This is a genomic window from Hymenobacter sublimis (genome assembly GCF_023101345.1).
Classification (GTDB): domain Bacteria; phylum Bacteroidota; class Bacteroidia; order Cytophagales; family Hymenobacteraceae; genus Hymenobacter; species Hymenobacter sublimis.
This window is the reverse complement of record NZ_CP095848.1, coordinates 1999995-2025341: the sequence shown is the minus strand read 5'-3', so window position 1 is coordinate 2025341 and position 25347 is coordinate 1999995. Positions and strand designations below refer to the sequence as shown.

Annotated in this window: 22 protein-coding genes; 6 read left to right on the top strand and 16 right to left on the bottom strand. The window is 58.7% G+C overall.

The window, feature by feature from the left end; translation table 11 throughout:
* Window positions 1–95: 95 nt before the first annotated feature.
* From MWH26_RS08530 to MWH26_RS08520, 3 genes are all read right to left on the bottom strand, one after another.
* Window positions 96–737 (bottom strand): flavin reductase family protein, encoded by a 642-nt coding sequence (locus MWH26_RS08530; protein ID WP_247976866.1) that lies wholly within the window; start codon window positions 735–737, stop codon window positions 96–98.
* Between the two features lie 183 nt (window positions 738–920).
* Window positions 921–1493: a fasciclin domain-containing protein gene (locus MWH26_RS08525; RefSeq protein WP_244696185.1), complete on the bottom strand. Its 573-nt coding sequence runs from the start codon at window positions 1491–1493 to the stop codon at window positions 921–923.
* Window positions 1494–1733: 240 nt separating this feature from the next.
* Window positions 1734–3224, bottom strand: a complete 1491-nt coding sequence (locus tag MWH26_RS08520; RefSeq protein ID WP_247976865.1) for a L,D-transpeptidase scaffold domain-containing protein — start codon at window positions 3222–3224, stop codon at window positions 1734–1736.
* 292 nt (window positions 3225–3516) lie between these two features.
* Between MWH26_RS08520 and MWH26_RS08515 the strand changes: the two genes are divergently transcribed.
* The 5 genes from MWH26_RS08515 to MWH26_RS08495 all read left to right on the top strand — a co-directional run bounded on the left by MWH26_RS08515 (window position 3517) and on the right by MWH26_RS08495 (window position 10407).
* Entirely contained in the window at window positions 3517–4200 is a 684-nt protein-coding gene (locus MWH26_RS08515; protein WP_247976864.1) for an HD domain-containing protein, read from the top strand.
* Between the two features lie 16 nt (window positions 4201–4216).
* Complete coding sequence (locus MWH26_RS08510; RefSeq protein ID WP_244696182.1) at window positions 4217–4462, top strand: hypothetical protein; 246 nt, start codon at window positions 4217–4219, stop codon at window positions 4460–4462.
* A 129-nt stretch (window positions 4463–4591) separates the two neighbouring features.
* Window positions 4592–7177 (top strand): DNA gyrase subunit A, encoded by a 2586-nt coding sequence (gyrA, locus tag MWH26_RS08505; RefSeq protein WP_247976863.1) that lies wholly within the window; start codon window positions 4592–4594, stop codon window positions 7175–7177.
* Window positions 7178–7263: 86 nt separating this feature from the next.
* Window positions 7264–8406, top strand: coding sequence for a tetratricopeptide repeat protein (locus MWH26_RS08500; protein ID WP_244696180.1), 1143 nt, complete (start codon window positions 7264–7266; stop codon window positions 8404–8406).
* Window positions 8407–9366: 960 nt separating this feature from the next.
* The gene (locus MWH26_RS08495) at window positions 9367–10407 is read left to right on the top strand and encodes a hypothetical protein (protein ID WP_247976862.1); all 1041 of its coding nucleotides are present in this window, start codon (window positions 9367–9369) and stop codon (window positions 10405–10407) included.
* A 103-nt stretch (window positions 10408–10510) separates the two neighbouring features.
* On the opposite strand, the gene MWH26_RS08490 is transcribed toward MWH26_RS08495, so the two are convergent.
* Window positions 10511–12211, bottom strand: a complete 1701-nt coding sequence (locus MWH26_RS08490) for an ArnT family glycosyltransferase (protein ID WP_247976861.1) — start codon at window positions 12209–12211, stop codon at window positions 10511–10513.
* A gap of 43 nt (window positions 12212–12254) precedes the next feature.
* On the bottom strand, window positions 12255–13217 hold the full coding sequence (locus tag MWH26_RS08485) for a glycerophosphodiester phosphodiesterase (protein WP_247976860.1): 963 nt from the start codon (window positions 13215–13217) through the stop codon (window positions 12255–12257).
* Window positions 13218–13366: 149 nt separating this feature from the next.
* On the opposite strand from MWH26_RS08485, the gene MWH26_RS08480 reads away from it, so the two are divergent.
* On the top strand, window positions 13367–14344 hold the full coding sequence (locus MWH26_RS08480) for a GDP-mannose 4,6-dehydratase (RefSeq protein WP_247976859.1): 978 nt from the start codon (window positions 13367–13369) through the stop codon (window positions 14342–14344).
* A 125-nt stretch (window positions 14345–14469) separates the two neighbouring features.
* Here MWH26_RS08480 and MWH26_RS08475 read toward each other — a convergent pair whose 3' ends face one another.
* The 11 genes from MWH26_RS08475 to hisG form a co-directional block, all read right to left on the bottom strand.
* Window positions 14470–15120, bottom strand: coding sequence for a lipid-A-disaccharide synthase N-terminal domain-containing protein (locus MWH26_RS08475; protein ID WP_247976858.1), 651 nt, complete (start codon window positions 15118–15120; stop codon window positions 14470–14472).
* A 13-nt stretch (window positions 15121–15133) separates the two neighbouring features.
* Window positions 15134–15916, bottom strand: a complete 783-nt coding sequence (locus MWH26_RS08470; protein WP_247976857.1) for a glycosyltransferase — start codon at window positions 15914–15916, stop codon at window positions 15134–15136.
* Between the two features lie 415 nt (window positions 15917–16331).
* Window positions 16332–16973 carry a bifunctional phosphoribosyl-AMP cyclohydrolase/phosphoribosyl-ATP diphosphatase HisIE gene (gene hisIE, locus MWH26_RS08465; protein ID WP_247976856.1) on the bottom strand — a complete coding sequence of 214 codons (642 nt, stop codon included), beginning with the start codon at window positions 16971–16973 and terminating at the stop codon, window positions 16332–16334.
* 119 nt (window positions 16974–17092) lie between these two features.
* Window positions 17093–17851, bottom strand: a complete 759-nt coding sequence (gene hisF, locus MWH26_RS08460) for an imidazole glycerol phosphate synthase subunit HisF (protein WP_247976855.1) — start codon at window positions 17849–17851, stop codon at window positions 17093–17095.
* 16 nt (window positions 17852–17867) lie between these two features.
* Window positions 17868–18584 carry a 1-(5-phosphoribosyl)-5-[(5-phosphoribosylamino)methylideneamino]imidazole-4-carboxamide isomerase gene (gene hisA / locus MWH26_RS08455; RefSeq protein ID WP_247976854.1) on the bottom strand — a complete coding sequence of 239 codons (717 nt, stop codon included), beginning with the start codon at window positions 18582–18584 and terminating at the stop codon, window positions 17868–17870.
* Between the two features lie 130 nt (window positions 18585–18714).
* Window positions 18715–19305, bottom strand: a complete 591-nt coding sequence (hisH, locus tag MWH26_RS08450; RefSeq protein WP_244696164.1) for an imidazole glycerol phosphate synthase subunit HisH — start codon at window positions 19303–19305, stop codon at window positions 18715–18717.
* A gap of 159 nt (window positions 19306–19464) precedes the next feature.
* Window positions 19465–20577 carry a bifunctional histidinol-phosphatase/imidazoleglycerol-phosphate dehydratase HisB gene (gene hisB, locus MWH26_RS08445; protein ID WP_247976853.1) on the bottom strand — a complete coding sequence of 371 codons (1113 nt, stop codon included), beginning with the start codon at window positions 20575–20577 and terminating at the stop codon, window positions 19465–19467.
* 63 nt (window positions 20578–20640) lie between these two features.
* Complete coding sequence (locus tag MWH26_RS08440; RefSeq protein WP_247976852.1) at window positions 20641–21237, bottom strand: hypothetical protein; 597 nt, start codon at window positions 21235–21237, stop codon at window positions 20641–20643.
* A 75-nt stretch (window positions 21238–21312) separates the two neighbouring features.
* Window positions 21313–22365, bottom strand: coding sequence for a histidinol-phosphate transaminase (gene hisC / locus MWH26_RS08435; protein ID WP_247976851.1), 1053 nt, complete (start codon window positions 22363–22365; stop codon window positions 21313–21315).
* 169 nt (window positions 22366–22534) lie between these two features.
* Window positions 22535–23836 (bottom strand): histidinol dehydrogenase, encoded by a 1302-nt coding sequence (gene hisD / locus MWH26_RS08430; RefSeq protein WP_247976850.1) that lies wholly within the window; start codon window positions 23834–23836, stop codon window positions 22535–22537.
* Window positions 23837–23967: 131 nt separating this feature from the next.
* Window positions 23968–24819 carry an ATP phosphoribosyltransferase gene (gene hisG, locus MWH26_RS08425; protein ID WP_247976849.1) on the bottom strand — a complete coding sequence of 284 codons (852 nt, stop codon included), beginning with the start codon at window positions 24817–24819 and terminating at the stop codon, window positions 23968–23970.
* Between the last annotated feature and the right edge of the window lie 528 nt (window positions 24820–25347).

Sequence of the window (25347 nt, the reverse complement as noted above, 5' to 3'; positions counted from 1 at the left end):
GAGGGCTAACAAACGCCCCGGCTCGGTTCGAGCGCATACTAGTAGTTCCTCCCTTTTAGTTGCACTCGAGAAGGAGCCCGCTTTGGCCAGGTGCTCTATTCTAGGGGTAGCTCCGGAACAGCTTGGTCCGGGCGGGTGTATCCGTAGCGAGCCACGGGGGTAGCGGTGTAGTAGGTATCTAAACCGCTCAGGGTTACGGTGTCAGCGGCGGGTAAATTCAGGGAACCATCGGGCCGAAGGGCGGCCTCAGGCAGGTACAGGTGCTCTACGCTCCCGATGAGCAGGACCGTGCCATTGAGTTCAATGGGGACTTCCTGCTGTAGCTGCAGACCGATTTGCAGATGACTTTCCTGCACGTAGGGAGCCGCAAATCCGTCGCGGTACTGCGCCGTGAGCCCGCAGGCATCAAACTCCGAAACGCCGCGGGCATAGGTGGCGGAGGTGGCGTGCGCCTCCCGAATTATGCTGGTGTGCACGTGATTGAGCGTGTAAAAGCCGGTGGCGCGGATGTTGTCGTAGGAATGCCGGGGTACGGAAGGCGGCCGCATCACCAGGCCCAGCAGCGCCGGATTGGACCCCAAGTGTACCACGGAACTGATGATGGCCAGGTTCGTATGGCCCTGCGCGTCGGTGGTGCCGAGCAAGTTGGCGGGTTTGAAGCCGGTAATGGCGTTAATTAAGTTGTGACGGAACACTTTTTCCAGGTCCGTCAGATCGGCAGCAGTGAAGTGGGGCATAGGCAGCGAGAAAGTAACAGGTAGATGAGCACAACCACAATAGCAGCAAAAAGTATGGCCCGAGGCTAAAATATTTTTGACCTAAGCGTATTTCAATTTCTTATAAAAAATAAATACTCCCCCGTCTAAATTAATAGCCGAGTGAGTATTTATTCTTTATAAGAAATTGATGATGCAAAAAAACTAGGGCATCAACACTTTGTCGATTACGTGAATTACGCCATTGCTTTGGGTAACATCGTAGGTGGAAATAGTAGAAATATTTCCTTTTTCGTCTTGCAGTACTACGTTTTTCGGACCGTTCATCATGGCCTTCAGCGTACCGCCGCTGACGGTTTTCAGGGTAGCAGTTCCCTTGCCCGACTTAATGGCCGCCATGATCTTGTCGGCGGTCATGTTGCCGGCTACCACGTGATAAGTAAGGATTTTCGTGAGGGTAGCCTTGTTTTCGGGTTTTACCAGGGTTTCCACGGTGCCGGCGGGCAGGGCATTAAAGGCGGCATTTGTGGGAGCAAACACGGTAAATGGGCCTTTGCCCTGCAGGGTTTCTACCAAACCAGCCGCTTTAACGGCCGCTACTAGGGTAGTGTGGTCTTTGGAGTTAACTGCGTTTTCAACAATATTCTTGTTGGGGTACATGGCCTCACCACCAACCGAAACGGTGCCGGGGGTGAGTTTCGCCTGAGCCGAAACGGAGGTAGCCGAAGCAGCGCCCAACAGGGCAACGAAAGCGAAAGAAAGCAGGTGCTTTTTCATGAAATGGGTAAGGGGGAGGTGGAGGAGAATGGAACTATTTGCCGGCATTTACGCCGGTGCTTTCCCCCTTGGATTTACCAACTGCCAACTATTTATTCTGGGCTCCGTGAATAAGCTGATAAATAGCGTAATAATGGCTTTGTGAAATTAATCATCGATGTAAAAAGTCATCTTAATAATAGAGAATAGCCGTCTTATTTAATTTACTCTTCTGCCCACCAGCCAGTGGTAGCTGACTGGTTAATTACTCTGGTTAAATAAAGCTGCCCCCAGCGCAGCGTCGTGCCGGTAGATATCGGGATAAAAGCGCAGCGTGCCATTCTCGGCTTCGCAGGTATAGTAGCGTAGGTGCACCCGCAGGCCCGTGTTCAGGTCGAAGCGCTGCTTGCTCTGGTTGCGGATGCTGGTGTGCATGGCCCGCAGGTCAGAGGCTCGGCCTTCGCGGCGCAGCAGATACTCGGCCAGTTTAAGCGGGTGCTCAACCCGCACGCAGCCGTGACTTAGGGCCCGTGCGGGGCGGGAAAAGGCGGCGCGGGCGGGCGTGTCGTGTAGAAAGACTTTCTGCTGGTTCGGGAAGTAGAAAACTACGCTGCCCAGGGCGTTGGTGCGCCCGGCGCGCTGGCGAATGGCATAAGTAAACTTCTCGGGCGTTATCCGGCGCCAGTTCACGTGCCAGGGGTTAATGAGCCGGCCGCGGCCGTCGTAGAGGCGGTAGTGGTGGTCATAGAGGTAACCTGGGTCGCGTTGCAGCTCGGGTAGGAACTCGCGCACGGCAATGCTGTAGGGTACGCGCCACTCCGGGGCTGTTACGAACACGAGGATGCGGCTGCTCAGCACCGGGGTGGGCCACTCGGGCTGCCCAACTACCACCCGGTGAGTTTGCAGAACCCGGCCCCCATGCATCAGCTGCAACCGGTAGGCCGGAATATTTACCTCCGCGTACGCCGAGTCCGGGGCCGTTTCCCAGCGGTAGCGCTCGAGGTTGATAGCCACCTGCCGGAATCCGGCCGTGGTATCGTTCATCAGGCGCGCGGAGTCTGGTGCGGAGGAGTGCAAGGCGCGGCTCCAGGCGGCTTGCAGCTGCTGATATCCGCGGTGGGCGGGCTGCTCCGCCAGCAGGGCTCGGGTAAAGTCCGGAGCTTGCAGGGCCCTTTGCAGCACCAGGGCCGTAGTGTGGGCCAGGAGGCTGTCAAGAGCGGCCACCGGTAGTAGGGAGTGGGGCTGCAGTACGCCGTGGCGCAGGTGGTAGGTATAGCGTAATAGCGCATCGGTCAGGCGCAGTTCACACAGGGCTAGCTGCTGCTGACGGTCCGTGCGGGAGGTAGTGCGCCGTAAGGAGTCGGGTAAGCTAGGTAGGTGAGGCCAGCCGTAGCGGCTACGGTCCAGGCCGAATTCCGCCGCCTGCCCGAGCAAGTGCAGGGCCTGGGTAGCGGCAGGGTTCCAGCCCCCGGGTCGCACCCAGTGGGTAGGGTAGTGCTGGGCAGCGTAAAACGCCTGTACGGCCCGCCCGTTCACTAATCCTAGCTGCTGGTAGCGCTGGTTGAGTTCTGACTGGGAACCCGTCAGGAGGGCCCGCAGGGTAGCTTGCAAGGCCGCCGGGCTACTTGGGGCTGCCGCACGAGTGCCGGCTGCGACGGATTGCTGGGTGGGGGTGGCGGCCGCGTAGAAGGGAGCGGTTGCCAGCAGCAGCCAGGCTACGATGGGCGGCAGAAGGTTTCTGAACCAAATCATAGCAAGCAGCCCGAAGCGTAGAAAATCAGAAGTCGACGCCCTGCCGGCTTCCCATAATAAGTTCGGTGAAAAAAGGCAGGATTCCTACCCTTTTCTGGCCTGCAGCAGGGCTTCCTTTTGGGTGGTGCCTGTGCCTGCCCAGCCGGAACCCGGGCCTCCCGTTGCTACAACCCCGGGTGAGAAGTAACGTCCTACACTGGCTTGCCCATAACGCCCGCGTTTGGGTAGGAGAGGGGCACCGCTCTTTGCCCCGGAGCCCGTACTTTTGGCTCACGTACCTACCGTTTAGTTTATGCCTGTTTCCCCCGATGCTACCGACCCGCTGGTGGCCCGTACCGCCGACTTTATCCGCTCGAAATTCTTGCACGAAGGCTCTGGCCACGACTGGGAGCATATCCGCCGGGTGTGGCAGGTAGCCCGGGCCCTGGCCCAGCACACGCCGCAGGCTGACCCGCTCGTGACGGAGCTCGGGGCCCTGTTGCACGACGTAGCCGACTGGAAGTTTCACGACGGCGATGAGGAAGCCGGGCCCCGGGCCGCGCGCCAGTGGCTGGAAAGCCAACAGGCCCCAGAAAACGTGATTCTTGCCGTAGAGAAAATCATCCGCGAAATCAGCTTTAAAGGCCTCGGCGTGGCTACCCCCATGAGCACGGTGGAGGGCGAGCTGGTGCAGGATGCCGACCGCCTGGATGCCATCGGAGCCATTGGGGTAGCTAGGGCCTTTGCCTACGGGGGCCACAAGGGCCGGCCCCTGCACGACCCCGCGGTTCTACCCCTGCAGCATGATACGTTCGAGAGCTACAAGCAGAATACGGCCCCTACCATCAACCACTTCTACGAGAAGCTGCTGCACCTACGGGAACGGCTGAATACGCCCGCCGCACGGCAGGTAGCCCAGGAGCGGCATGCGTTTTTGGAGCAGTTCTTAGCGCAGTTTTTGCGCGAGTGGGAGGGGCAGGATGTGGGGCAGTTGTAATTCCTATCTTTACCCCATGTCTGTTGCCTCCTTCCTGTGCCGCTGCCTGCTCCCGGCCGCGTTTCTGCTGCTCACCGCCGTTTCCTGCCGTACCTGTCCCATCGGGGCCTGCCACACCCGCAAGGTGCATATGCACGGCGGCACCAAGTACCGCGGCCAGCCCTTGTTCAAGAAACAAAACCCGGCCATTGGCGAAAAAATCAAGGTGCACAAGCAGGAAACGGGCAAGCATAATAACGACCGGAGTAAGAGCCTGAAATAGCCCGCAAATCGGGCTTCTGGCTAGGTTAATCGGGGTTTTTTGCCTATCTTGCAGGCTTAAAGAAGTTCACTCTCACGGGCCGGCAAGCTCCGCAATTCGGGGCCTGCGCCGGCCGACTACACTCTCCCTATGGCGGAAGGCGAAAAGATCATTCCGATAAACATTGAAGATGAGATGCGTGGGGCCTACATCGACTACTCGATGTCGGTTATCATCTCCCGGGCTCTGCCCGACGTGCGCGACGGCCTCAAACCCGTGCACCGGCGCGTACTCTACGGCATGTCGGAGCTGGGCGTATCCTACAACAAATCCTATAAGAAGAGCGCCCGTATCGTGGGGGAGGTGCTCGGTAAGTACCACCCCCACGGCGACTCCTCCGTGTACGACACGATGGTGCGCATGGCCCAGGACTGGAGCCTGCGCTACCCCCTCGTCGACGGCCAGGGTAACTTCGGCTCCATTGACGGCGACTCGCCGGCCGCTATGCGCTACACCGAGGCCCGCCTCAAGCGCCTAGCCGACGAAATGCTGGGGGACCTGGACAAGGAAACGGTGGACTTCCAGCCTAACTTCGACGACTCCCTGGAGGAGCCGTCGGTGATGCCCGCTAAGTTTCCGAACCTGCTCGTGAACGGTACCACCGGCATTGCCGTGGGCATGGCCACGAACATGGCCCCGCATAACCTGACGGAGGTAGTGGATGGTATTTCCGCCTACCTCAACAACCCCGACATTACCATTGCCGAGCTGATGGAGCACGTAACGGCTCCTGATTTTCCGACGGGCGGCATCATCTACGGCTACGAAGGAGTTAAGCAGGCGTTTGAAACTGGCCGGGGCCGAGTGGTAATGCGGGCCAAAGCCCACTTCGAAACCACGCCCACGGGCAAGGAGCAGATTGTCGTGACCGAAATTCCCTACATGGTGAACAAGGCCTCGATGATTGAGAAAACGGCCGCCCTCATCAACGAAAAGAAAATCGAGGGCATCGCCGACCTGCGCGACGAGTCGGACCGGGACGGCCTGCGGGTAGTCTATGACCTGAAGCGCGACGCCATGCCGACGGTGGTGCTGAACAACCTGTTCAAGTACACCCAGCTGCAGTCTTCCTTCGGCGTCAACAACGTGGCCTTGGTAAAAGGCCGCCCCATGACCCTAAACCTAAAGGACCTAATTCACTACTTCGTAGAGCACCGCGCCGACGTTATTGTGCGGCGTACGCGCTACGAGCTGGCCGAAGCCCAGAAGCGGGCCCACATCCTGGAAGGTTTGCTCATCGCCCTGGACCACCTGGACGAGGTAATTGCCCTGATTCGTTCGTCCCGCGACGGCGAGGTAGCTCGCCAGCAGCTCATCGAGCGGTTTTCGCTGAGTGAGGTGCAGGCCCGCGCCATTCTGGATATGCGTCTGCAGCGCCTCACGGGCCTGGAGCGCGACAAGATCGTGGCGGAGTACAATGAGCTGATGACGCTTATCGACCATCTGAAAGCCGTGCTGGCCTCCGATGAGATGCAGCGCGACATCATCCGGCAGGAGCTGGCCGACATCAAGGAGCGCTACGGCGATGCCCGCCGCACGGCCATTGAGTACGCCGGCGGCGACTTCTCGATGGAAGACATGATTGCCGACGAGAGCATGGTTATTACCATCTCCCGCGAAGGCTACATCAAGCGCACGGCCCTGGACGAGTACCGGACCCAGGCCCGGGGCGGCGTTGGCGCCCGCGGGGCGGCCTCCAAGCAGGATGACTTCACGGAGCACCTGTTCGTGGCCACTACCCACGAGTACCTGCTGTTCTTTACCGAGGCTGGCCGCGTGTTCTGGCTGAAAGTGTACGAAGTGCCGGAAGGAGGGAAGAACACCAAGGGCCGGCCTATCCAGAACCTGATTGAGATTCCCCGGGAAGACAACGTGCGCTCCGTACTGAACGTACGCGGCCTGCGCGACCCGGACTACCTCGACAACACCTTCCTGATGTTCTGCACCGAGCAGGGCACGGTGAAGAAAACGCCGCTGGAAGCGTATTCGCGCCCCCGGGCCGCGGGTATCAACGCCATTACCATCAACGAGGGCGACCGGCTGCTGGACGTACAGCTGCTCAACGGTAACTCGGAGGTAGTGCTGGCGTCCCGTTCCGGCCGGGCTGTTCGTTTCCCCGAGGAGAAAGTGCGCTCCATGGGCCGTACGGCCGCCGGGGTGCGCGGTATCACGCTAGCGGAAGAAGGTGACGACCGGGTCGTGGGCATGGTGTGCATTGACAAAGACAGCCAGGATGAGCTGCTGGTAGTATCAGACAATGGCTACGGTAAGCGCAGCCCGTTGGAGGAATACCGCATCACGAACCGTGGTGGTAAAGGCGTGCGGGCCATGAAGCTGACGGATAAAACTGGCCAGCTGGTGACCATCAAAGCCGTCAGCGACGCCGATGACCTGATGATCATCAACAAGTCTGGTATCACCATTCGCCTGCGCATGAGCGACTTGCGCAGCATCGGACGGGCCACGCAGGGCGTGCGGCTGCTGAAAATCAGCCAGGGCGACGAAATTTCCTCGGTGGCTAAAGTTGCCTCGGAAGAAAAAGAAGTTGACCCGGAAGCCGAGCAGCTGGATGGGGTGGTAGTGAATGACAGCCCGGATGGCGCCGGAACTTCTCCCGGCGCCCCGGATGCAGACCTAACGGATCTTACTTCCCCGGATTCAATCAGCGCTAATTAACTTGCGGCGGCAGAACTCATCTTTGAGTTCTGCCGTTTGCGTTGCAATTCCTTTCCCTAAACCGCATATTCTTCAGCAAACTTCCCATGAAGAAGACTCTTTTGACGCTGGTGGCTGCGGCCGCGCTGCACACCGCTTCGGCCCAGAACTCGGCCGTTACCAATGCCATCCTGTTCCAGAAGCAGGGTACCTTGGACAAAGCCCGTACGGAAATTGACAAGGCCATTACCAACGAGAAAACGCAGGGCAAAGCCAAAACCTGGTATACCCGGGGCGAAATTTACGAAGGTATCGTAGCCAGCCCGATCTACGGCAAAGCGCTGCCCGCCAGCGAAGGCACTAAAACGGCTTTCGAATCGTATTCCAAGGCCGTAAGCCTAGAAGGTAAGGACAGCGAGTACGGCAAAATGGCTACCCAGAAGCTGGATGGCTTGTATGGTTTGGCCCTGAACTCCGGAGTAGAAAGCTACAACGGCAAGGACTTCGCTAAAGCCATCGAGTCGTACAAGATGGCCCAGCAGATTCGTCCTCAAGATTCCACGGCGTATTTGTACGCGGCTTATGCTTCGGAAGCCAACCAGGATTTTGCCGGAGCCAAGGAAATGTACGGCAAGCTGCAAGGCATCGGCTACAAGTCGCCTCAGATGTACGGCCGTCTACTGCAGATTGCCCGCCAGGAAAAAAATGACGCAGCTGCCATGAAGGTAGTGCAGGATGCCCTCGTTGCGTATCCAACCAACAAAGGCTTTATGCTGGAAGAGCTAAACATGTACATCAGCTCGGGCCGCGGCAAAGAGGCCCTGGATAAAATCGACCGAGCTATTGCGGCGGATCCGACCAACTCCAACCTGTACGCTGTAAAAGGTTCTATTCTGGATCAGGATAAGCAGCCCGCCAAGGCGCTGGAAGCGTACAAAAAAGCCGTCGAAGTAGACCCTAGCAACTTCGACGCAAACTTTAACCTTGGCGTTTATAACTACAATAAGGCCGCGGACTTGTACACCAAGGCGAGCAAGATGAGCCTGGCGGAATACCAGAAGTCGGGCAAGAAGTATGAAGCCGATGGGAAGAAATACTTCCAGGAGTCGTTGCCGTACTTCGAGAAAGCTCTGCAGGCTCAGCCAGATGATCGGGCAACCATTTCATCCTTGCAGAAAGCCTACCTACGGGTGGGCCGCACCGCTGACTCGGAGAAAATGTCGGCTAAGCTGGATAGCCTGAAAAAATAAGTTTATTCTCCTTTTTTAGAAGGGGAGTATACTGAGTACAGCCCGGGGTAGCTTACGTTGCTTCGGGCTGTATTTTGAAAAGTCTACTTAACATAATATAAATTATAAGACAAAAATATCTGACTTATATAGAGCGGTAGATGTATGGTTTTGTGACGTTGTATCGACTTGCCAGAATGATTCTATTAAGACTCGGCTAGTTCAACCGTTAAGTGACGATTAGCTCATTGCGTACGGCTTAGAATTCTGTTCTGTAGAGCTTAATGGTTTCCTTGGACATCCAAACACTGCTTCTATTTAGGCCATCCTGATTTGTCATTCTGCAGATACCTAGGACTACTCGCCTATTAAATGAGAAATATGGCTTGGTCGGGTAAGCAATAATGAAATGTCACTCAGCGGTTAAGAGTTGAGTGCAGTGTCAAAATAACTCTGCTTGATTTGTTGAGGCATGTTTCTCGTACCAACACTAACTGATTTGGCGTCTAGCTAGTCTCCTTTCTTTTTATGCTCCACATGCACATTTTGTGGGGCAACATGAGTGGTGTGATGCATCACATCTATTTATGAGGCCGTTTTACAGAGATTGAATAAGCGTTTGAATGGTGTATTTGCTTGCCCCATCTAGCCATGTGGTGATTACGACTAATGATGAGAGCGTTTTTCAATAATAGTGTCACTAAGATGAAGTAAATGGGCTTATGGAGAGGATCAAGCCCCTCCTGCTCGATCCCGCCCTTCATTAGAGGGTATAAAATATATTAGTACCTATCTTCAGTATTTAGAATTGGTGAATAATCCATATAAGTACAAAAAAGTACATAAAGTTTATAATAGTTTTACTTTTTTATACTTTGTACTACTTATTTGTGCTTATCTTTAAACATTGGTATTAGTTATGCAGTATACTTATCCTATATTTACTACTCTTCTTCAAATACCCCCACCTTCTTAGATCATATGCCTAAAACCATAGACTACCCACGTACCAGTTATGATAGTGCCTGGGAAGTAGCTGAAGTTGTTGATGACACTGGTGGGAAGTGTGCCATTGAAACAGCTGCTCGCAAACTCAATAGAAAGGTAAGCGGCTCTTTTAAGGCTATTATTGGTTCAGCTGTTAAGTTTGGACTGCTTACCAGTAAGCGAGAGCTGTTAACTACGACCAACCTGTTTCGGCGCATAAAACATGCCTATGATAAACAGGAAGAGAAGATATACCATCGGGAAGCCTTTCTGCACCCGCCCCTTTTCACCCAGATATGCCGCAAATTCCGGAACCGCGAATTGCCGGTCCACATGTTTGACGTCATGCTCATCCGGGAGTTTGGCGTAGAAGAAATAAATGCCCAGGGTGTGGCTAAGGCCTTCGTAGATGGGGCTCGAATGGCCGGAATACTCGACGAGCGTAACATCATCGTGGACATTGACCAGTTAGCCGCTCAGCAGACGCCCCGACGTGAGCTTGCCAGTTCGGACATGCCTCTAAACATATTTCGTCCTCCCGTAGCATCACCTGAAGCTACCACTCCGACTGCCTCAGTAGCAGAACCTGTTGCCACGGTTTCCGCACCCAGACGGGCTCCGTCAGAAATAATTGCGGCTCCCCCCGTGCCTCACCGGCTTTCCGACGCGGTATCAAGCCTATTCGGTTTGGATACGGCCGACGTGGAGGACTTTCCGGCTACTACTAACCAGGCTTCAGGAGAGTCTAAAACTACGGCAGGGCCCGAAGCCGTATTTATGCCTCCCAGGGAAACGCCGGAGCCTAGACAAGTACACCCCGCTTCGGTGACGCCACCTGAGCCGCTACAACCTACGTCCAATTCAGTTCCAGCGGCCCCCATAAGTTCAGCTGAAACTGCCAAGGATGCGTTGCCTACCTATACCATCAGGCTAAGTGGTCCGGGAGTTGATACTCAACTCTCGATTCAAGAAATTGATGACTTAGATATTGTAGGTGCGTTGCTGGATAAAATTCGGCGGCGCTTAAGCCGCTAGTAAACAACGCCGGCGACTCTGATTAAGGTATACCCTATCAGGCCGCCGGCGTAAGGCGTTTGTATATTTGTTATGTTAAGTCAGGGAGTAGTTTGGGACCTCTTCATTTTCTTGAATTGCCTGCAATCGGGTCGATTCGGGAAATAAACCAATAGCCTGAACTCGCTTCCCGGCCCAGATAAAAGCTATCGACGCGGGTAACCCGGACGCGGCTGGTCCAGCCGGCGGGTAACCGCTCGGGGGCCGGGCTGGCCGCAAATACCAGTACGGGGTTGCGCAGGGCACCCAAAGAGTCAAGCGTGGGGTGCCAAATAGGAATGGTCCGGCCGGCAGACCACACTTGCTTGACGTGCATGGTATCCAGGCTGCGCCAGGTTGGTAAGGCCACTAGTGCCGGCTGCTGCCTCACATCGGACAAGCGGCGCAACCCCGGCGTAGCCTTACGGGACTCCCAGACCGGAAAAGCCGGCATCAACAGGCCGATAATGGCAGCACCTGCCACCAGGCTAGCCCCTACCAAACTCGCTGAACGAGCCTGCCCTACCCCCTGCCAGCCTACCCACCCCGCCAGGCCAACGAACAGGAGGCCGCCTACCAGCAACCGAGCCGAGGGCCAGCCAAAACCGGGTAGCTGCGTGAGCACCATCAGCCCCGGCAGGGCCACAAATACCACGGCTAAGACCATACCCCACCCCCTCACCAGCCGCTTATCTAGTACTTTCAGCCCAGAGGATGACGTGCCAGCCGTTTCCCAGTAGCGCAGCAACCCCGCCACCAGCAGGGCCAGGGGTGGCATAAGCGGCAACATATACCGCTCCTTTTTTTCCGGAACCAAGCTGAGCAGGACCAGGCCTATTCCAACCCAACCCAGGGCCACCAAGTACGGAATAAACCGCCCCACCCGCGGGCGGGCGTAGGGAACTACCAGGCTGGCCAGGGATACTAGGGCCCACAGCCCAGTAAAAGCAAAAAACGACCAGTAATACCAAAGGGGCTGCACGTGCCGGTCGCCCCAGGAAGCAATTTCCGTGCGGGCTACGCCTAAGGCGGCCGGAGCTACGGCCAGCCAGATGTAGAGCGGCCAACTTCCTGCCACGACTACCCCTACCAGGGCCGCCAACCCCGTCCCTGGGGCTTGCTGGGCAACTTGCCGCCGGTGCTGGGGCTGCCTGAGCAGATAGGCCCCGAGAAACGGCACCAGCATGGTATACACGGCCACGGGCCCCTTACTAAGCACAGAAAGCCCCGCCAACAGGCCCGCGCCAACAAAAGGCAGCAGGGACTTGCCCACCTGCTGCCAGCCACGCACCAGCAGCCACAAGCTGCCCATCATCAGGCTATGGGTGAAAATGTCCCACTGCCCCTCCCGGCCGCTGTTCACTACCAGCAGGCAGCTGGCCAACACCAAGGCGCTCAGCCAGGCCGTTCGACCCGGTTGGGTCGTCGTGCGTTCCAGCGGGCGGGTAAGCTCGCGGGCTAGACCCCAGAAAAAGAAGACCAGCAGCGTGGCCGCCAAAGCTGCCGGCAGCCGCAACACTCCCAACTCCTGGGTGGGGCCGGTGACCTGCTGCAGCCCGGCCACGGCCCAGGTAGGCAGCGGGGGCTTAGCCAGGCGCAGCTCCCCGTTCATGGTCGGAATCAGCCAGGAGCCCCCCGCTACCATTTCTCGGGCCGCCACAAAGTTGCGAGACTCCATCAGGCTGACTTCCGGGGCCCCCAGGTGCACGAAAAAGTTAATCCCGCATACCACCGCCACTACTGCCAGCCGTCCCCACCAGGACGCACTACTGTCTGAAATTCGCATAGACTACCGTTACTCCTGTCGTTACTGCTCGGCCCCGAAGCTACTACTCAGCAACTTTTTCAGGGGGCCGGACCCGCGATTGACGCCGAAGCGTAGCCCGTAGTTGCCGCACGTTGTCGACTTGATAGGCGTCAGGGCCTGCTGCTACCACCCGGTTCACGGCCCGGGCCGAGCGGCCACCAAAGACGACTACCTCCCGCCCCAGGGCGTGAAGGCGGGCGGCTCGGGCCGGGCTAATGTCATCCTTGTGCACGACGGCCGCCTGCACAAAGGAAAGGGTAGTAAGCGTGGTAAAACCAGCCTCAAACTCCTCCGTGAACTCAAAACCTAATGGCACGGTAGGCAGCAACTGGCGCAGGTAGGCTAAGGTGGCGGGCTGGTTGGTCAGCACCAGTACCCGCGCAAGGGGCACCTGGTAGCGGGTCAGCAACAGGGCTAGTTGCCGGGCCAGGGCGCGGCTACGGGCCGGGCTGAAGCTGGCGCAGGCATCCTCCTCGTGCACATCCAGGTGCAGGTAAGGAAAATGCTCCTGCCCCTGCTGCCGTCCGCGCAGCGTGGTCAGCAAGGTTTCAAAGGTGATGAGCCGCTCCTGCTGCCGCCAGTCGTAGAGCCAGCCCCCTTGATACCGCCGCCGGGTCAATTGAGTGGCCGGGGTCTGGCTCACGCAGCCCGTGCCATCGGTCATAGACTCCAGCGTGTGGTCGTGGTAGAGCACGGGAATGCTGTCCTGGCTTAGCCGCACGTCGACCTCTACCCCATCGGCCCCGCGTTGCAGGGCCCGGGTCAGGCCGCGCAGACTATTGGGTGGCAAGGCGTTGGCGGGGTGAAAAAAGCCCGACCCGGCGTGCCCAATAACCACAGGAGCCCGCGGCGGCCGGCGAGCAAGTAGTGCGGAAGTAGGTTCTGAAGCGGCCGGGACTTGCCCCCAGGCGGGCCCGGCTGCTAAGAACACTGCGGCCCCGCGCAACAGCACCGCGCCTGCCCATACACCTAGTACTGAATTCATATAGCACAAGCAGAAGAAAGCAGGAACCGGCCGGCAACTGAGGGCTCGACCCTAGCAGTAGCGTAACCGTAGATAGGCATTTCCGGTTACATTTGCGCCCCACGCGGCTGGCCGCGGCCTCTCCCTTTCTACTCCCCTGCTCCTGACGCATGGCTTCCATTCTGGTTACTGGCTGTGCCGGCTTTATTGGCTCGCACCTCGCCGAGCGGCTGCTCCACGACGGGCACCGCGTGGTGGGCCTGGATAATTTCGACCCCTTCTACGACCGTTCCCGCAAGCAGCAGAACCTGGCCTTGTGCCTGGCCCACCCCCGCTTTAGCTTTCACGAGGCCGACCTGCGCCAGGGCCTCGACGGGCTGGTAGACGCCCTGCCCGCGGACCCCATTGAGGTGGTCGTGCACCTGGCCGCCAAAGCCGGCGTGGGCCCGTCGGTACGGGAGCCCGTGGCCTACCTCGAAAACAACGTCATTGGCACCACCCACCTGCTGGAGTGGATGCGGCACCGGCAGATTCAGAAGCTGTTTTTTGCCTCCTCCTCCTCCGTTTACGGCAACACCGCGGAACGGCCCTTCCGGGAGGATATGCCGCTGCTGGCGGCCTGCATTTCGCCCTACGCCGCCTCCAAGCTCAGCGGGGAACAGCTCACCTACACCTACCATCACCTCTACGGGCTCAGCGTGCTCAACGCCCGCTTCTTTACCGTGTATGGCCCGCGCCAGCGTCCTGACCTGGCCATTCATAAGTTCGTGCGCCTGCTGCGCGAAGAGCAGCCCATACCGGTTTATGGGGATGGCACCACAGCCCGCGACTACACCTTTGTGCTCGATACCGTGGATGGCATTGCCCGGGGCGTCAATTACCTGTTGGCCCACGAGCGGGTGTACGACACGATTAATTTGGGCAATAACCGGCCCGTAGCTCTGCTGGAACTCATTCAGGCCGTAGGGGAAGCCGTGGGCCTCCCCCCCCGGCTGGCGTTTCAACCCATGCAAGCCGGCGACGTGGACGTTACCTACGCCGATATTCGCAAAGCCCAGCACCTGCTCGGCTATGCCCCCCAAACTACCCTGGCCCAGGGACTACGGGAGTTTGTGCGCTGGATGGACCAAGCTGAATACCAACATTAATCAGCTACCAGTCGAAGAAAACTAGGGTGCTAGTACAGAAGAAACGGGCCCGCCGAATTAGTGTCGGCGGGCCCGTTTCTAATTATTCGGCTATGACTAGCCCCGAAGGCAGCCCGGCTTAGCTGTTAGGCGGAGGTTGTTTGGGTGAGGCGGGCCTGCTCCCGCCGCAGCAGCACAATGTTGCGGGCGTACACCAGCGTGCCGAAGCTATTGCCGATTAGGAGCACCAGGTCCCGGCGTAGCCCGGCGTAAATCAGAATCAGTAGGGACCCGACGAAGCTGATAACCCAGAAGCTTAGGGGCAAGGACGACTCGCCCTTCCGCTCCGAGTACAGCCACTGGTACACAAACCGGAGCAGAAAAATGGTTTGCCCAACGGCGCCCAGCATGAGCACGCCCCCCGGAATGCGGCTGCCCAGCATGGCCCGCAGGCTGAAGTGCTGATTGCCGGCCACAAACCAACCCAGCATCAGGACCGGAAACACGTAAGCCCCGCCCCGAAACCAAGGGTTCAGCTTGGCCCACTCGCCCAGCAACTGCAGGTTGCGGATGTAAATGGCGTAGCTCAGGAGCTGGGCGGCCAGAATGACCGGGTCGTGGCGCAGTATGCCATAGACGATCATCAGAAACGAAGACACCAGACTGATTTGCCAGAACAAAGCAGGTACCAGCACTCGCCGGGCCCGCTCGCTCTGAATCCACTGCAGCACAATCCGGCTCGAAAACAGCAGCTGCGACACCAGTCCGATGCCCAGCGCGACGGTTTGCGTGGTCATGAATCGGTGCGGATTAGGGGCGGCCCGAGCTAGTAGCAGTAGCGGCAACCGGTCGGTGGTGGTGCTGCTCCCCAATTTCGTAGTTCTTCCAGCGGGAGCGAATCCAGCGGAAGCCAAATGTGTCTACTAGCGGCTTCCAGGCCCGGTTCCAAAGGTTATACTTGGCCGTGCCGGCAAAGCGCGGGAAGTGGCGCACCGGTAGCTGTTTTACCCGGCCGCCCTGCAATTGCACCAGTGCCCCCAGAAAGCGGTGCATGCCGTGGAACAGGGGAATCCGGCGGGCATACTCTATTTTGATAATCTTCAGCGGACAGCCCGTATCCTGAATACCATCATTAATCAGGGTGCGCCGCACCCCGTTGGCAATTTTGGAGGAGAGCTTTTTTACAAACGTATCCTGACGCTTGGCCCGGATGCCGTTGACCATGTCGTACTCGGGAAAGAAGGGAAAGAACTGCAAGAAGTCCAGCGGGGTCGTCTGGATGTCAGAGTCGATGTACCCAATCAGGGTCGTGCGGGCGTGGTCGATGCCGGCCTTGATGGCCGTGCTAAGCCCCCGGTTTTGGCTTAGGCTGATAAACTCGTAGGCCGGTTGCTGGCGGCAGACTTCGCGCAGGATAGCCAAGGAGCCATCCGTCGAGCCATCGTTGACAAACAAAACCGTCGTGGGTACCGGGGTTTCCGCCAGAAACTTGTCCATCTCTACCACAAATTGCCCCAGGCTTTCTTCTTCATTATAGACGGGCACCAGCACCGTTAGGCTTTGCTCAGTGAGGTAGGAAGTCGTGTCGGGCATAAAAACGGCAACTGATAAGAGGGCTGCGCAAGGTAGGCAACGATTAGAAAAGACCGTGGGCAGGTCATATTCCTGTCCTTACTGAATAGATCAGGCAGAGGTTTTACCTTGTTTCTAGGGTTGGTTAGAAACTAGCAACGTATTGCAGCTCCTTGTTTACTATTTCAAAAATTTAATAATATGTAAAGCTTTGTAACCGTTATTCTTTGCTTCACTATTTATACTATACTAAATAATATAAACAAACAGAATAGAAAACCAACCTCGTCCTGTAAATAGGGCCTTTACTCGCTTGTAAGACCATTATACTTCTTCCCTGAACTGCTACTTTTTGGGTAGTTAAGTAGTGAAAACGACACCGCCCCGGCGCAACCTGTGGTGCACCGGGGCGGTGAAAAACTGCAAGGACGATGGGCTACTCTGGGCGACGCACCCCACCAGCAATGGTCGTGTGGCGCTGGCGGAGTACCTGCACCACATCCTCCAACGACAAGCCGGCGGCGGTCAGCAGTACCAGCAGGTGATAGAGCAAATCCGCGGCTTCGCCTTTCAACCCCTCTGTGTTACCGCCCACCGCATCAATGACGGTTTCCACGGCCTCCTCTCCTACTTTCTGGGCAATTTTGGACATGCCCTTCCGAAACAGCGAAGCGGTATACGATTTAGGATCCTCCTCGGGGTAGCGGTGCCGGCGCTGCACCAGCCGCTCCAGCTCCCCAATAAAGCTGACTGCCGCCGCCGGGTAGGCCGTCTGATCGGGCTGCTCGAAGCAGCTGGTAGTGCCCCGGTGACAAGTGGGCCCGTCGGGAATGGCCCGGATCAGCAGCGCGTCCTGGTCGCAGTCGGGGTGCTGGCTGACCACCGTCAGGTAGTGGCCGGAGGTTTCGCCCTTGGTCCAGAGCCGCTGCTTGGAGCGGGAATAGAACGTAACCCGGCCACTCTGCCGGGTTACGCGCTGCGCCTCCTCGTTCTGGTAGCCCAGCATCAGGACCTGCCCCGTGTGGGCGTCCTGCACGATAACCGGAATCAGCCCATCGGGCATTTTTGCGAAGTCCATGTGTTTGTGGGGTGTCAGGTGGTAAGGGGCAGGTATCGGGAGTGCGGTGTACGTCTACCCCGTAGCTGTTTCAGTAGCTTGTGGAACCTCGATACGTCTTGCTCAGCTGAAAACTTTGGTTACAACCGCACCGGAATGCCGTCCTGGCGCAGGTGTTCCTTGAGCTCCCGAATGCCAATTTCGCCGAAGTGAAAAATGCTGGCCGCCAGCCCGGCGTCGGCGTGGGCTTGCTGGAATACGGTGGTGAAATCCTGCTTGGTACCGGCCCCACCGGAGGCCACCACTGGCACCGACACGGCCCGGCTCACGGCCCCGGTAATATCCAGGGCGAAGCCGTCCTTGGTGCCGTCGTTGCTCATGGAAGTCAGCAGGATTTCGCCGGCCCCGCGCTCGGCGGCCTCCCGGCACCACTGCACCGCGTCGCGGCCGGTATTGTGGGTACCAGCCCGCGTGTAAATCTGCCAGCCGTCAGGGGCGTGCAGACGGGTATCGGCCGCTACTACAATGCACTGGGAGCCGAAACGGGCGGCCAGCTCGTCAATCAGCTCCGGCCGAGCCAGGGCCGCCGAGTTGATGCTGACTTTATCGGCCCCGTTGAGCAGGAGTACTTCCACGTCGGCCACGGTGTTAATACCGCCCCCAACGGTGAAGGGAATGTCCAGCTCCCGGGCCACGTCGCGCACCAGCGCCACCAGCGTGGCGCGCTTCTGGTTGGTGGCCGTAATATCGAGGAAGACCAGCTCATCGGCTCCTTCGCGGGCGTAGCGGGCGGCCAGGGCCACCGGGTCGCCGGCGTCGCGCAGGCCTTCAAACTGCACGCCCTTTACGGTGCGCCCATCCTTGATGTCGAGGCAGGGAATAATTCGTTTGGTTAGCATCAGTAGGGAGGAGTTCTTATAACCAGGGCTGCAGCTGAGCCAGGGTAATGGTGCCTTCGTAAATGGCCTTGCCGATGATGGCTCCGTGCATGCCGATTGCCGCCAGCGCCTCTACGTCAGCCAGGGTGGTGACGCCGCCGCTGGCCACCAGTTGGGCCGTCGGCAGTTCGTGGTGCAACTGCTGGTAGGTAGCTAGGGCGGGGCCCTGCAGCTTGCCGTCCTTGCTGACGTCGGTGCAGATAAAGGTAGTGGCCCCGGCCGAGAGGTAGCCCTCTACAAACTCGCGTAGGGTCCACTCACTCTGCTCGGCCCAGGCGTTGATGGCAATAAAGTTGTTGCGGAAATCGGCCCCAATAATGATGCGCTCGGCACCGAATTCGCCGAGCCACCCTCCCACCGTTTCGGGCTCGCGCACGGCAATGCTGCCGGCCGTAATCTGCTGGGCCCCGGCGTCGAAGGCCTGGCGCACGGCCTGCTCGCTCTGCAGGCCACCGCCAAAGTCAATCACCAGCCCGGTGTGGCGGGCAATGCGCTCCAGGACCGGCAGGTTCACCGGCTGCTTGGCCCGGGCCCCGTCCAGGTCCACGAGGTGCAGGCGCCGGACACCGTGCTGCTCAAAGCGCTGGGCCACGGCCAGCGGATCCGCGTCGTAGGTAGTCTGCTGGGCAAAGTCGCCCTCGGTTAGGCGCACGCACTGGCCATTGATCAGGTCAATAGCAGGAATGATTTCCATGTAATCAGGTAGTCTGGGTGATAAGGTAGTTGAGCGCAACAGCGTCGGGCCCAGGACAACGGGTAGGCAAAGGTAGCGTTAAGGCGCGCCGCTCGGGGCTGCCCACTGAGCTAGAGGTATGCTGCAGCGGCTACAGCTTCAGAAAGTTTTCCAGGATGCGGGTACCCACCGGACCGCTCTTCTCCGTGTGGAACTGCACGGCGTAGAAGTTCTGGTGCTGCACGGCGGCACTGAACGGGGCTGGGTACTCAGCCTGGGCAATGGTATATTCTCCCACCGGCGCAAAGTAGCTGTGCACGAAGTACACGTAGTCTTCTTCCCGCAGGCCCGCAAAGAGCGGAGTGCGCAAGGCTTGCAGGGTATTCCAGCCCATGTGGGGCACTTTGTACTCCGTTGCGGTGGGAAAGCGAATCACGTTAAAAGGCAAAATCCCAAGTAGGTCCGTGCCCCCGCCTTCCTCGCTGTGCTGGCCCAGCAGTTGCATGCCCAGGCAGATGCCCAGGAAGGGTTGGGTCAGGCTGGGCAGCAGTTGGTCCAGGCCCTGCGCCCGCAGCTCCCGCATGGCCGAGGCCGCTTCACCCTCACCCGGGAACAGCACCTTGTCGGCCCGCTGAATTACCTCGGGGTCAGAGGTCAGGGTAGCTTGCACCCCCAGCCGTTCCAGGGCAAAGAGGACGGACTGCACATTGCCTCCCTTATAATCAATTACTGCTATTTCCATTTGAAGAATATGTGGTTTCAAGTGGCTTTACCTAGTTGTTTAAACATTTGTTAAATCAGCGGGCATTTGCAGTGTGACGAAACATCCATTCGGTACGCTTCAATAACCCAAGCAGAACGCATCCAACGTTTTACCATTTGTTTAAACAAATGGTAAAATCTACAAAATGCCTTTGGTGCTGGGGATTTCCATTCGGGTGGCATCCCGCACCAAGGCCATCTTAATCGATTTGGCTACGGCCTTGAAAATAGCTTCAATCTTATGGTGCTCATTCTGTCCTTCGGCCTTGATGTTGAGGTTGCAGCGGGCCGCATCGGAGAAGCTCTTGAAGAAATGGTAGAACATTTCCGTTGGCATGTCCCCAATTTTTTCGCGCTTGAACTCCGCCTCCCACACCATCCAGGGGCGCCCGGAGAAGTCAATGGCGGCCTGGGCCAGCACGTCGTCCATGGGCAGCAGGAAACCGTAGCGGGCCAGGCCACGCTTATCGCCCAGGGCTTGGGTGAAGGCCTCGCCCAGGGCAATAGCCGTATCCTCGATGGTATGATGCTCATCGATGTGCAGGTCGCCCTGTACCGAAATTTTCATATCCACGCCCGAGTGCTTGCTGAGCTGATCTAGCATGTGGTCAAAGAAGCCCAGCCCGGTGTGCATCTGCGGCCGGCCGCTGCCGTCGAGGTTCAGCTCAATGCTGATTTTGGTTTCGTTCGTGTCGCGTTGTACTACCGCCGTGCGGGCGGGTAGGCGCAGAAACTGGTATATTTTCTCCCAGCTAGTGGTGGTCAGGGTGGCGCGTTCGTCGCCCTCCCCTTCCGCTTGAATCAGGATGGACTGGCAGCCCAAGTTTTGCGCTAGCTCCACATCGGTCAGCCGGTCGCCGATGACGAAGGAGGCGGCCAGGTCGTAGCCGCTCCCCTCACCCAGGTACTGTTGCAGCATGCCGGTGCCGGGCTTGCGGGTGGGTAGGTTCTGGTGGGGAAAGCTCCGGTCGATGTGCTCACGGGCAAACTCCACTCCTTCCGAGCGCAGAATGTCGAGCATCAGGGTGTGGGCCGGCCAGAAGGTGTCTTCCGGGAAGCTCGCGGTGCCCAGCCCATCTTGGTTGCTAACCAGCACCAGCTCGTAGTCCAGCTCGCGGGCGATGCGGGCCAGGCCGCTGATGGCGCCGGGCACAAACTGAAATTTCTCCCGCGTCAGGGCATCGACTTGAAAATCCGTCGGCGGCTCAACCAGAATGGTACCGTCGCGGTCAATGAAGAGTACTTTTTTCATGAGTTGGTTAAGCCTGTCATGCAACGACAGGGTTATCAATGCAAAATGTAAAACAGCTGATGGTTACTTCAGCTTCATGCGTTCCAGCAGTTTCAGCAACACATCCCGGTTTTTGGCAGCTTTAATGAATTGCGGCAGACACTCCACCATCGTAGTGTAACGACGCTGATTTCGTTCGCGCAACCTGGCCCCGATATACTGCTCCAGGTACAGCAAGTGCTCCGGACCGTACGCCCAAAGCAATTCATCTTTGAAGGAAGCCTGATACCATAGCGGAAGCTGGAAAAAAGGGTCAACTCCATTAAAGCTGTAGGAATAGCCTACGTGTTCGATATACGTTGGCTTATACGATTCCTCGCAGCCACAATCCGAGCAGCGGACTTTGATGGCTTCCTTCTTGTGCCTGACCTCTGGCATTTCCACCATAATCCTGTTAGCACACTGCTTGCAGTACTCCTTCAGCACCAGTTCAAAAAACACCAAGCGCTTGTCTGACTGATGAAAACAGTTAGGACAGTGAAAGTGGCTGTGATAGGAAGTGAAGTTCGTAAATACCTCTGCCCTTTTCCCGCACTTGGGACAGCACACCGCAATGCGCTCCTTAAAGTGCCTGAGGATTTTGTTTTGATCCTTGAACCGAACGGGCGAAGATATTTCCATAGTCAGCAATTCAGACGGAGTGGCGGAAATACTTGGGAATATGAACTGTGAAACTGCTTTACTCCATAGCACATACTACCCCGCAAACTCCCGCAGGGCCTGGAGTAGTTGCTCGTTTTCAGCCGGGGTGCCTACGGTGAGACGAAGCGTGCCGGCGCAGCCGGGTTGGGTGGTGCGGTTGCGTACCACAATGCCTTGGTCCAGCAGGTAGTGGTACAGGACCGTGGCGTCGGGGCGGAAGCGCACCAGCAGAAAGTTAGCATCCGAAGCAAACACCGTTTCCACAATGGGCAAGGTCGGTAGCTGCTGGGCCAGCCAGTCGCGGCCCTCCAGCAGCGCCCGCCGCATCTGCTCGAAGTGGGGCGCATCCTGCAGGGCCTGCAGGGCGTGCTGCTGGGTTGCAGCCGACACGTTGTAGGGGGGCTTGATTTTGTTCAGGTAACTGATAACCTCCGGCGCGGCAAAGGCCATGCCCAGACGCAGCCCGGCCAGCCCCCAGGCCTTGGAAAAGGTTTGCAGCACCACTAGGTTTGGAAACTCCGCCAAGCGGGTCGTCCAGCTGGGAGCGGCGGCAAAATCGGCGTAGGCCTCATCCACTACCACCAGCCCCCGGAAGCCGCGCAGAATTTGCTCGATGGCCTCGGCGTGCAGCAGGTTGCCGGTGGGGTTGTTGGGGGAGCACATAAAAACCAGCTTGGCCTCGGAGGCGACTACCGCGGCTACGGTTTCGGGGGCCAGGTGGAAGTCTGCCGTCAGGGGTAGCCGCTCAATGCCCACGTCATTGAGGTTGGCCGCTACTTCGTACATGCCGTAGGTAGGCGGCAAAATCAGGATGCGGTCCTGGCCGGGCACGCAGGTAAGGCGCACGAGCAGGTCAATGGCTTCGTCGGAGCCGTTGCCCAGGAAAATCTGCGCCGGCTGCACGCGCTTTAGTTGGGCTAGTTCAGCCTTCACGGCCCGCTGCAAGGGGTCGGGGTAGCGGTTAAACCGCTCCGGGCCGGCGCTACCCAGGCTGTTCTCGTTGGCGTCGAGCATTACCTGGGCCTCGCCCTGAAACTCGTCACGGGCCGAGGAGTACGGTTTCATAGCCCGAATGTTGGGCCGCACGAGGGTGTCTAAATCAAACATGAATCACAGACGTTGGGAAGTGGACGCAGCTGGCGCTGCTACTTATGGCGGGCCGCTGCCGGAAGAATTTCTGCTGCTGCTAGCAGGTAGGCAGACGGCCCGCCCAGTGCACACTATATATTAAGGAGTCGGCTGCCTTGAGAGGCCGGATTGGGGAACCAGTGGGTGCCTACCCCTGCGGCGCGGCCAGGGACGCCAGCCGCAGGGTAATAGCGCGGGCGTGAGCCCGCAGCCCTTCCGCTTCCGCCATCAGTTCCACCACCGGCCCCACGTGGCGCAAGCCCTCGGGGGAAAGCCGCTGGAAGGTGATTTTCTTCAGGAAAGAATCCAGGGACACGCCGCTGTAGTTGCGGGCGTACCCGTTGGTAGGCAGGGTGTGGTTGGTGCCCGAGGCGTAGTCGCCGGCCGCTTCCGGGGTTAGGTGGCCCAGAAACACGGAGCCGGCGCTGGTCACGCCCGCGGCCAGCTGCTCCGGATTCTGCACGGCCAAAATCAAATGCTCCGGCGCGTATTGGTTGGAGAAGTAGAGCATTTCCTCGGGCGTACGCAGCAGAATAGCGCGGCTTTCCTGCAGGGCCTGAGCCGCCACCTCGGCCCGGGGCAACTCCCGCAACTGACGGGCTACCTCGGCCTGGGTGGCCTCTAGCATGGGCAGGGAATCCGAGAGCAGAATCACCTGCGAATCCGGGCCGTGCTCGGCCTGGCTCAGCAAATCGGCCGCCACGAAGGCGGGGTTGGCGGAGGCATCGGCAATAACTAGCACTTCCGAGGGCCCGGCCGGCATATCAATGGCCACGCCGTAGCGGGTAGCCAGCTGCTTGGCCGCCGTGACGTAGCGGTTGCCGGGACCAAAAATCTTATCCACGGCGGGCACGGAGGCCGTGCCGCCGGTCAGGGCCGCCACTGCCTGGGCACCGCCGGCCTTGATAATGGTCGTAATGCCCAGCAGTTGGGCCGTAAACAGAATGACGGGGTTCACCGAGCCGTCGCGCTGCGGGGGCGTGCACAGCACTACCTCGGGGCAGGCCGCCAGCCGGGCCGGCACGCCCAGCATGAGCAGGGTGCTAAACAAAGGAGCCGTGCCGCCAGGAATGTAGAGGCCAACCCGCTGCACGGGCACGGCCCGGCGCCAGCACTGCACGCCCGGCATGGTTTCAACCTCCTCCGGCTGGGGCACCTGCGCTTGGTGGAACCGCAGAATGTTGGCGTGGGCCTGCCGGATGGCGGCCTGCAGTTCAGCGGGCACCTGAGCGGCGGCAGCCGTCAGCTCTTCCAGGCTTACGCGCAGGCCCGCCGACAGATCGGCACCATCAAAGCGCTGGGCGTAGTCCAGCAAAGCCGCGTCGCCACGTTGGCGCACGTCGGCGAATATCTGCTCTACCCGCTGGTCAATGTCCTGAGCCTGCTGGGCCGCGGCGCGCTGCTGGAGCGCCGGCCACTGCTGCGGGGCGGGGTACGAAAAGAGTTGCATCGGATGTAGGGGCTTGGAGGCTTGGGGGCTTGGGGGCTTGGGGGCTTGGTTGACTCTCGTTCCGGCCGCGTTTTCAGGTGGCCGCTGATCCGTCATCCAAGACCCGAAGCTCCTAAGACCCCAAGACCCAATTAGGCAATCATTTTTTCAATGGGCAGCACCAGAATGCCCTCGGCACCCACGGCCTTGAGTTGCCCGGTGATGTGCCAGAAATCATCCTCGTTTACCACCGATTGCACCGACACCCAGCCTTCCTCGGCCAGGGCCGTCACCGTGGGCGATTTGATGCCGGGCAGCAGGGCCTTTACCGCATCCAGGGCGGCAACGGGGGCATTCAGCACGATGTATTTGTTGCGGCGGGCCCGGCGCACGGCCTGCATCCGGAACTGCAGCTGCTCCAGCAACTCTTTCTTTTCCGGGCTCAACGCCTGGTTGGCAATGAGCACGGCTTCGGACCGGAACACGGTTTCTACCTCCCGCAGGCCGTTGCCCAGCAGCGTGGAGCCGCTGCTCACAATGTCGCAGATGGCCTCGGCCAGCCCAATGCTCGGGGCAATTTCCACCGACCCGCTGATGGTGTGCAGGTTGGCCGTTACGCCGCGCTCCTGCAGGTAAGAACCTAGAATCTGGGGGTAAGACGTGGCAATGCTTTTGCCCTGCAAATCAGCCACGGAATCGTAGCCGGCGGCCCGGGGCACGGCCAGGCTCAGGCGGCATTTGCTAAAGCCCAGCCCCTCAATTTCCAGCTGGGGCAGGCCAGCTTCCACCAACACGTTCTGGCCCACAATGCCCAGGTCGGCCACGCCATCCTGCACGTAGCCGGGAATGTCGTCGTCGCGCAGGTACAGGATTTCAAGCGGGAAATTGGTGGCTTCGGTTTTCAGCTTGTACGAGGACGTCAGGAAGCTAATACCGCACTCCCGAATCAGGGTCAGGGAGTCTTCGCTGAGGCGGCCCGATTTCTGGATGGCCAGACGGAGCATATCGTGTGGAATTAAGGGGGAAGAAGTAGGAAGTAAGCGGGGGCCGGTCTGGGCCGAATCGTACGTCCTATTCAGGATGAGTTGCCGGAGAATACGGGAAGCGGGACCCAAGACGTTGGAAAAGGCAATACACTGCCGGGGCCACCTGGTTGCGGGGGCCGGGGAACCAGTTCGGTTCGCCCAACGGGGTCAATATGATGCATATATTCCTCTAGAAAGAGGAATGGTGCCCGTGATGATGCTGGTGCTGCGACGCGCATGGCCCGGCCAGGCGGCCCAGCGTGTGGGCGGCCAACTGGTGGCAGGGGCTTGAAAACAGCGCGGAGAAAGGCATACGAGGCTGGTAGTAGCGGGGCAAATGTACGGGCCAACGGGTAGGATGAAAACTTTTCGGCAAAAATTTTACGCGAAAGCCGGACCTTTATGTTTTCCGCCTCCCTGCAACCTGATTTCTGGCATCATTGTTTCAGGCCTACGCCACCATTGACCGCCTACCTTCTTCTGCTGCTTACCTGTTGTTGCCTTTGC

Coding starts and splice junctions, on each gene's coding strand:
- MWH26_RS08530 (WP_247976866.1), bottom strand. CDS start 737: ATGCCCCACTTCACTGCTGCCGATCTGACGGACCTGGAAAAAGTGTTC.
- MWH26_RS08525 (WP_244696185.1), bottom strand. CDS start 1,493: ATGAAAAAGCACCTGCTTTCTTTCGCTTTCGTTGCCCTGTTGGGCGCT.
- MWH26_RS08520 (WP_247976865.1), bottom strand. CDS start 3,224: ATGATTTGGTTCAGAAACCTTCTGCCGCCCATCGTAGCCTGGCTGCTG.
- MWH26_RS08515 (WP_247976864.1), top strand. CDS start 3,517: ATGCCTGTTTCCCCCGATGCTACCGACCCGCTGGTGGCCCGTACCGCC.
- MWH26_RS08510 (WP_244696182.1), top strand. CDS start 4,217: ATGTCTGTTGCCTCCTTCCTGTGCCGCTGCCTGCTCCCGGCCGCGTTT.
- gyrA (WP_247976863.1), top strand. CDS start 4,592: ATGGCGGAAGGCGAAAAGATCATTCCGATAAACATTGAAGATGAGATG.
- MWH26_RS08500 (WP_244696180.1), top strand. CDS start 7,264: ATGAAGAAGACTCTTTTGACGCTGGTGGCTGCGGCCGCGCTGCACACC.
- MWH26_RS08495 (WP_247976862.1), top strand. CDS start 9,367: ATGCCTAAAACCATAGACTACCCACGTACCAGTTATGATAGTGCCTGG.
- MWH26_RS08490 (WP_247976861.1), bottom strand. CDS start 12,211: ATGCGAATTTCAGACAGTAGTGCGTCCTGGTGGGGACGGCTGGCAGTA.
- MWH26_RS08485 (WP_247976860.1), bottom strand. CDS start 13,217: ATGAATTCAGTACTAGGTGTATGGGCAGGCGCGGTGCTGTTGCGCGGG.
- MWH26_RS08480 (WP_247976859.1), top strand. CDS start 13,367: ATGGCTTCCATTCTGGTTACTGGCTGTGCCGGCTTTATTGGCTCGCAC.
- MWH26_RS08475 (WP_247976858.1), bottom strand. CDS start 15,120: ATGACCACGCAAACCGTCGCGCTGGGCATCGGACTGGTGTCGCAGCTG.
- MWH26_RS08470 (WP_247976857.1), bottom strand. CDS start 15,916: ATGCCCGACACGACTTCCTACCTCACTGAGCAAAGCCTAACGGTGCTG.
- hisIE (WP_247976856.1), bottom strand. CDS start 16,973: ATGGACTTCGCAAAAATGCCCGATGGGCTGATTCCGGTTATCGTGCAG.
- hisF (WP_247976855.1), bottom strand. CDS start 17,851: ATGCTAACCAAACGAATTATTCCCTGCCTCGACATCAAGGATGGGCGC.
- hisA (WP_247976854.1), bottom strand. CDS start 18,584: ATGGAAATCATTCCTGCTATTGACCTGATCAATGGCCAGTGCGTGCGC.
- hisH (WP_244696164.1), bottom strand. CDS start 19,305: ATGGAAATAGCAGTAATTGATTATAAGGGAGGCAATGTGCAGTCCGTC.
- hisB (WP_247976853.1), bottom strand. CDS start 20,577: ATGAAAAAAGTACTCTTCATTGACCGCGACGGTACCATTCTGGTTGAG.
- MWH26_RS08440 (WP_247976852.1), bottom strand. CDS start 21,237: ATGGAAATATCTTCGCCCGTTCGGTTCAAGGATCAAAACAAAATCCTC.
- hisC (WP_247976851.1), bottom strand. CDS start 22,365: ATGTTTGATTTAGACACCCTCGTGCGGCCCAACATTCGGGCTATGAAA.
- hisD (WP_247976850.1), bottom strand. CDS start 23,836: ATGCAACTCTTTTCGTACCCCGCCCCGCAGCAGTGGCCGGCGCTCCAG.
- hisG (WP_247976849.1), bottom strand. CDS start 24,819: ATGCTCCGTCTGGCCATCCAGAAATCGGGCCGCCTCAGCGAAGACTCC.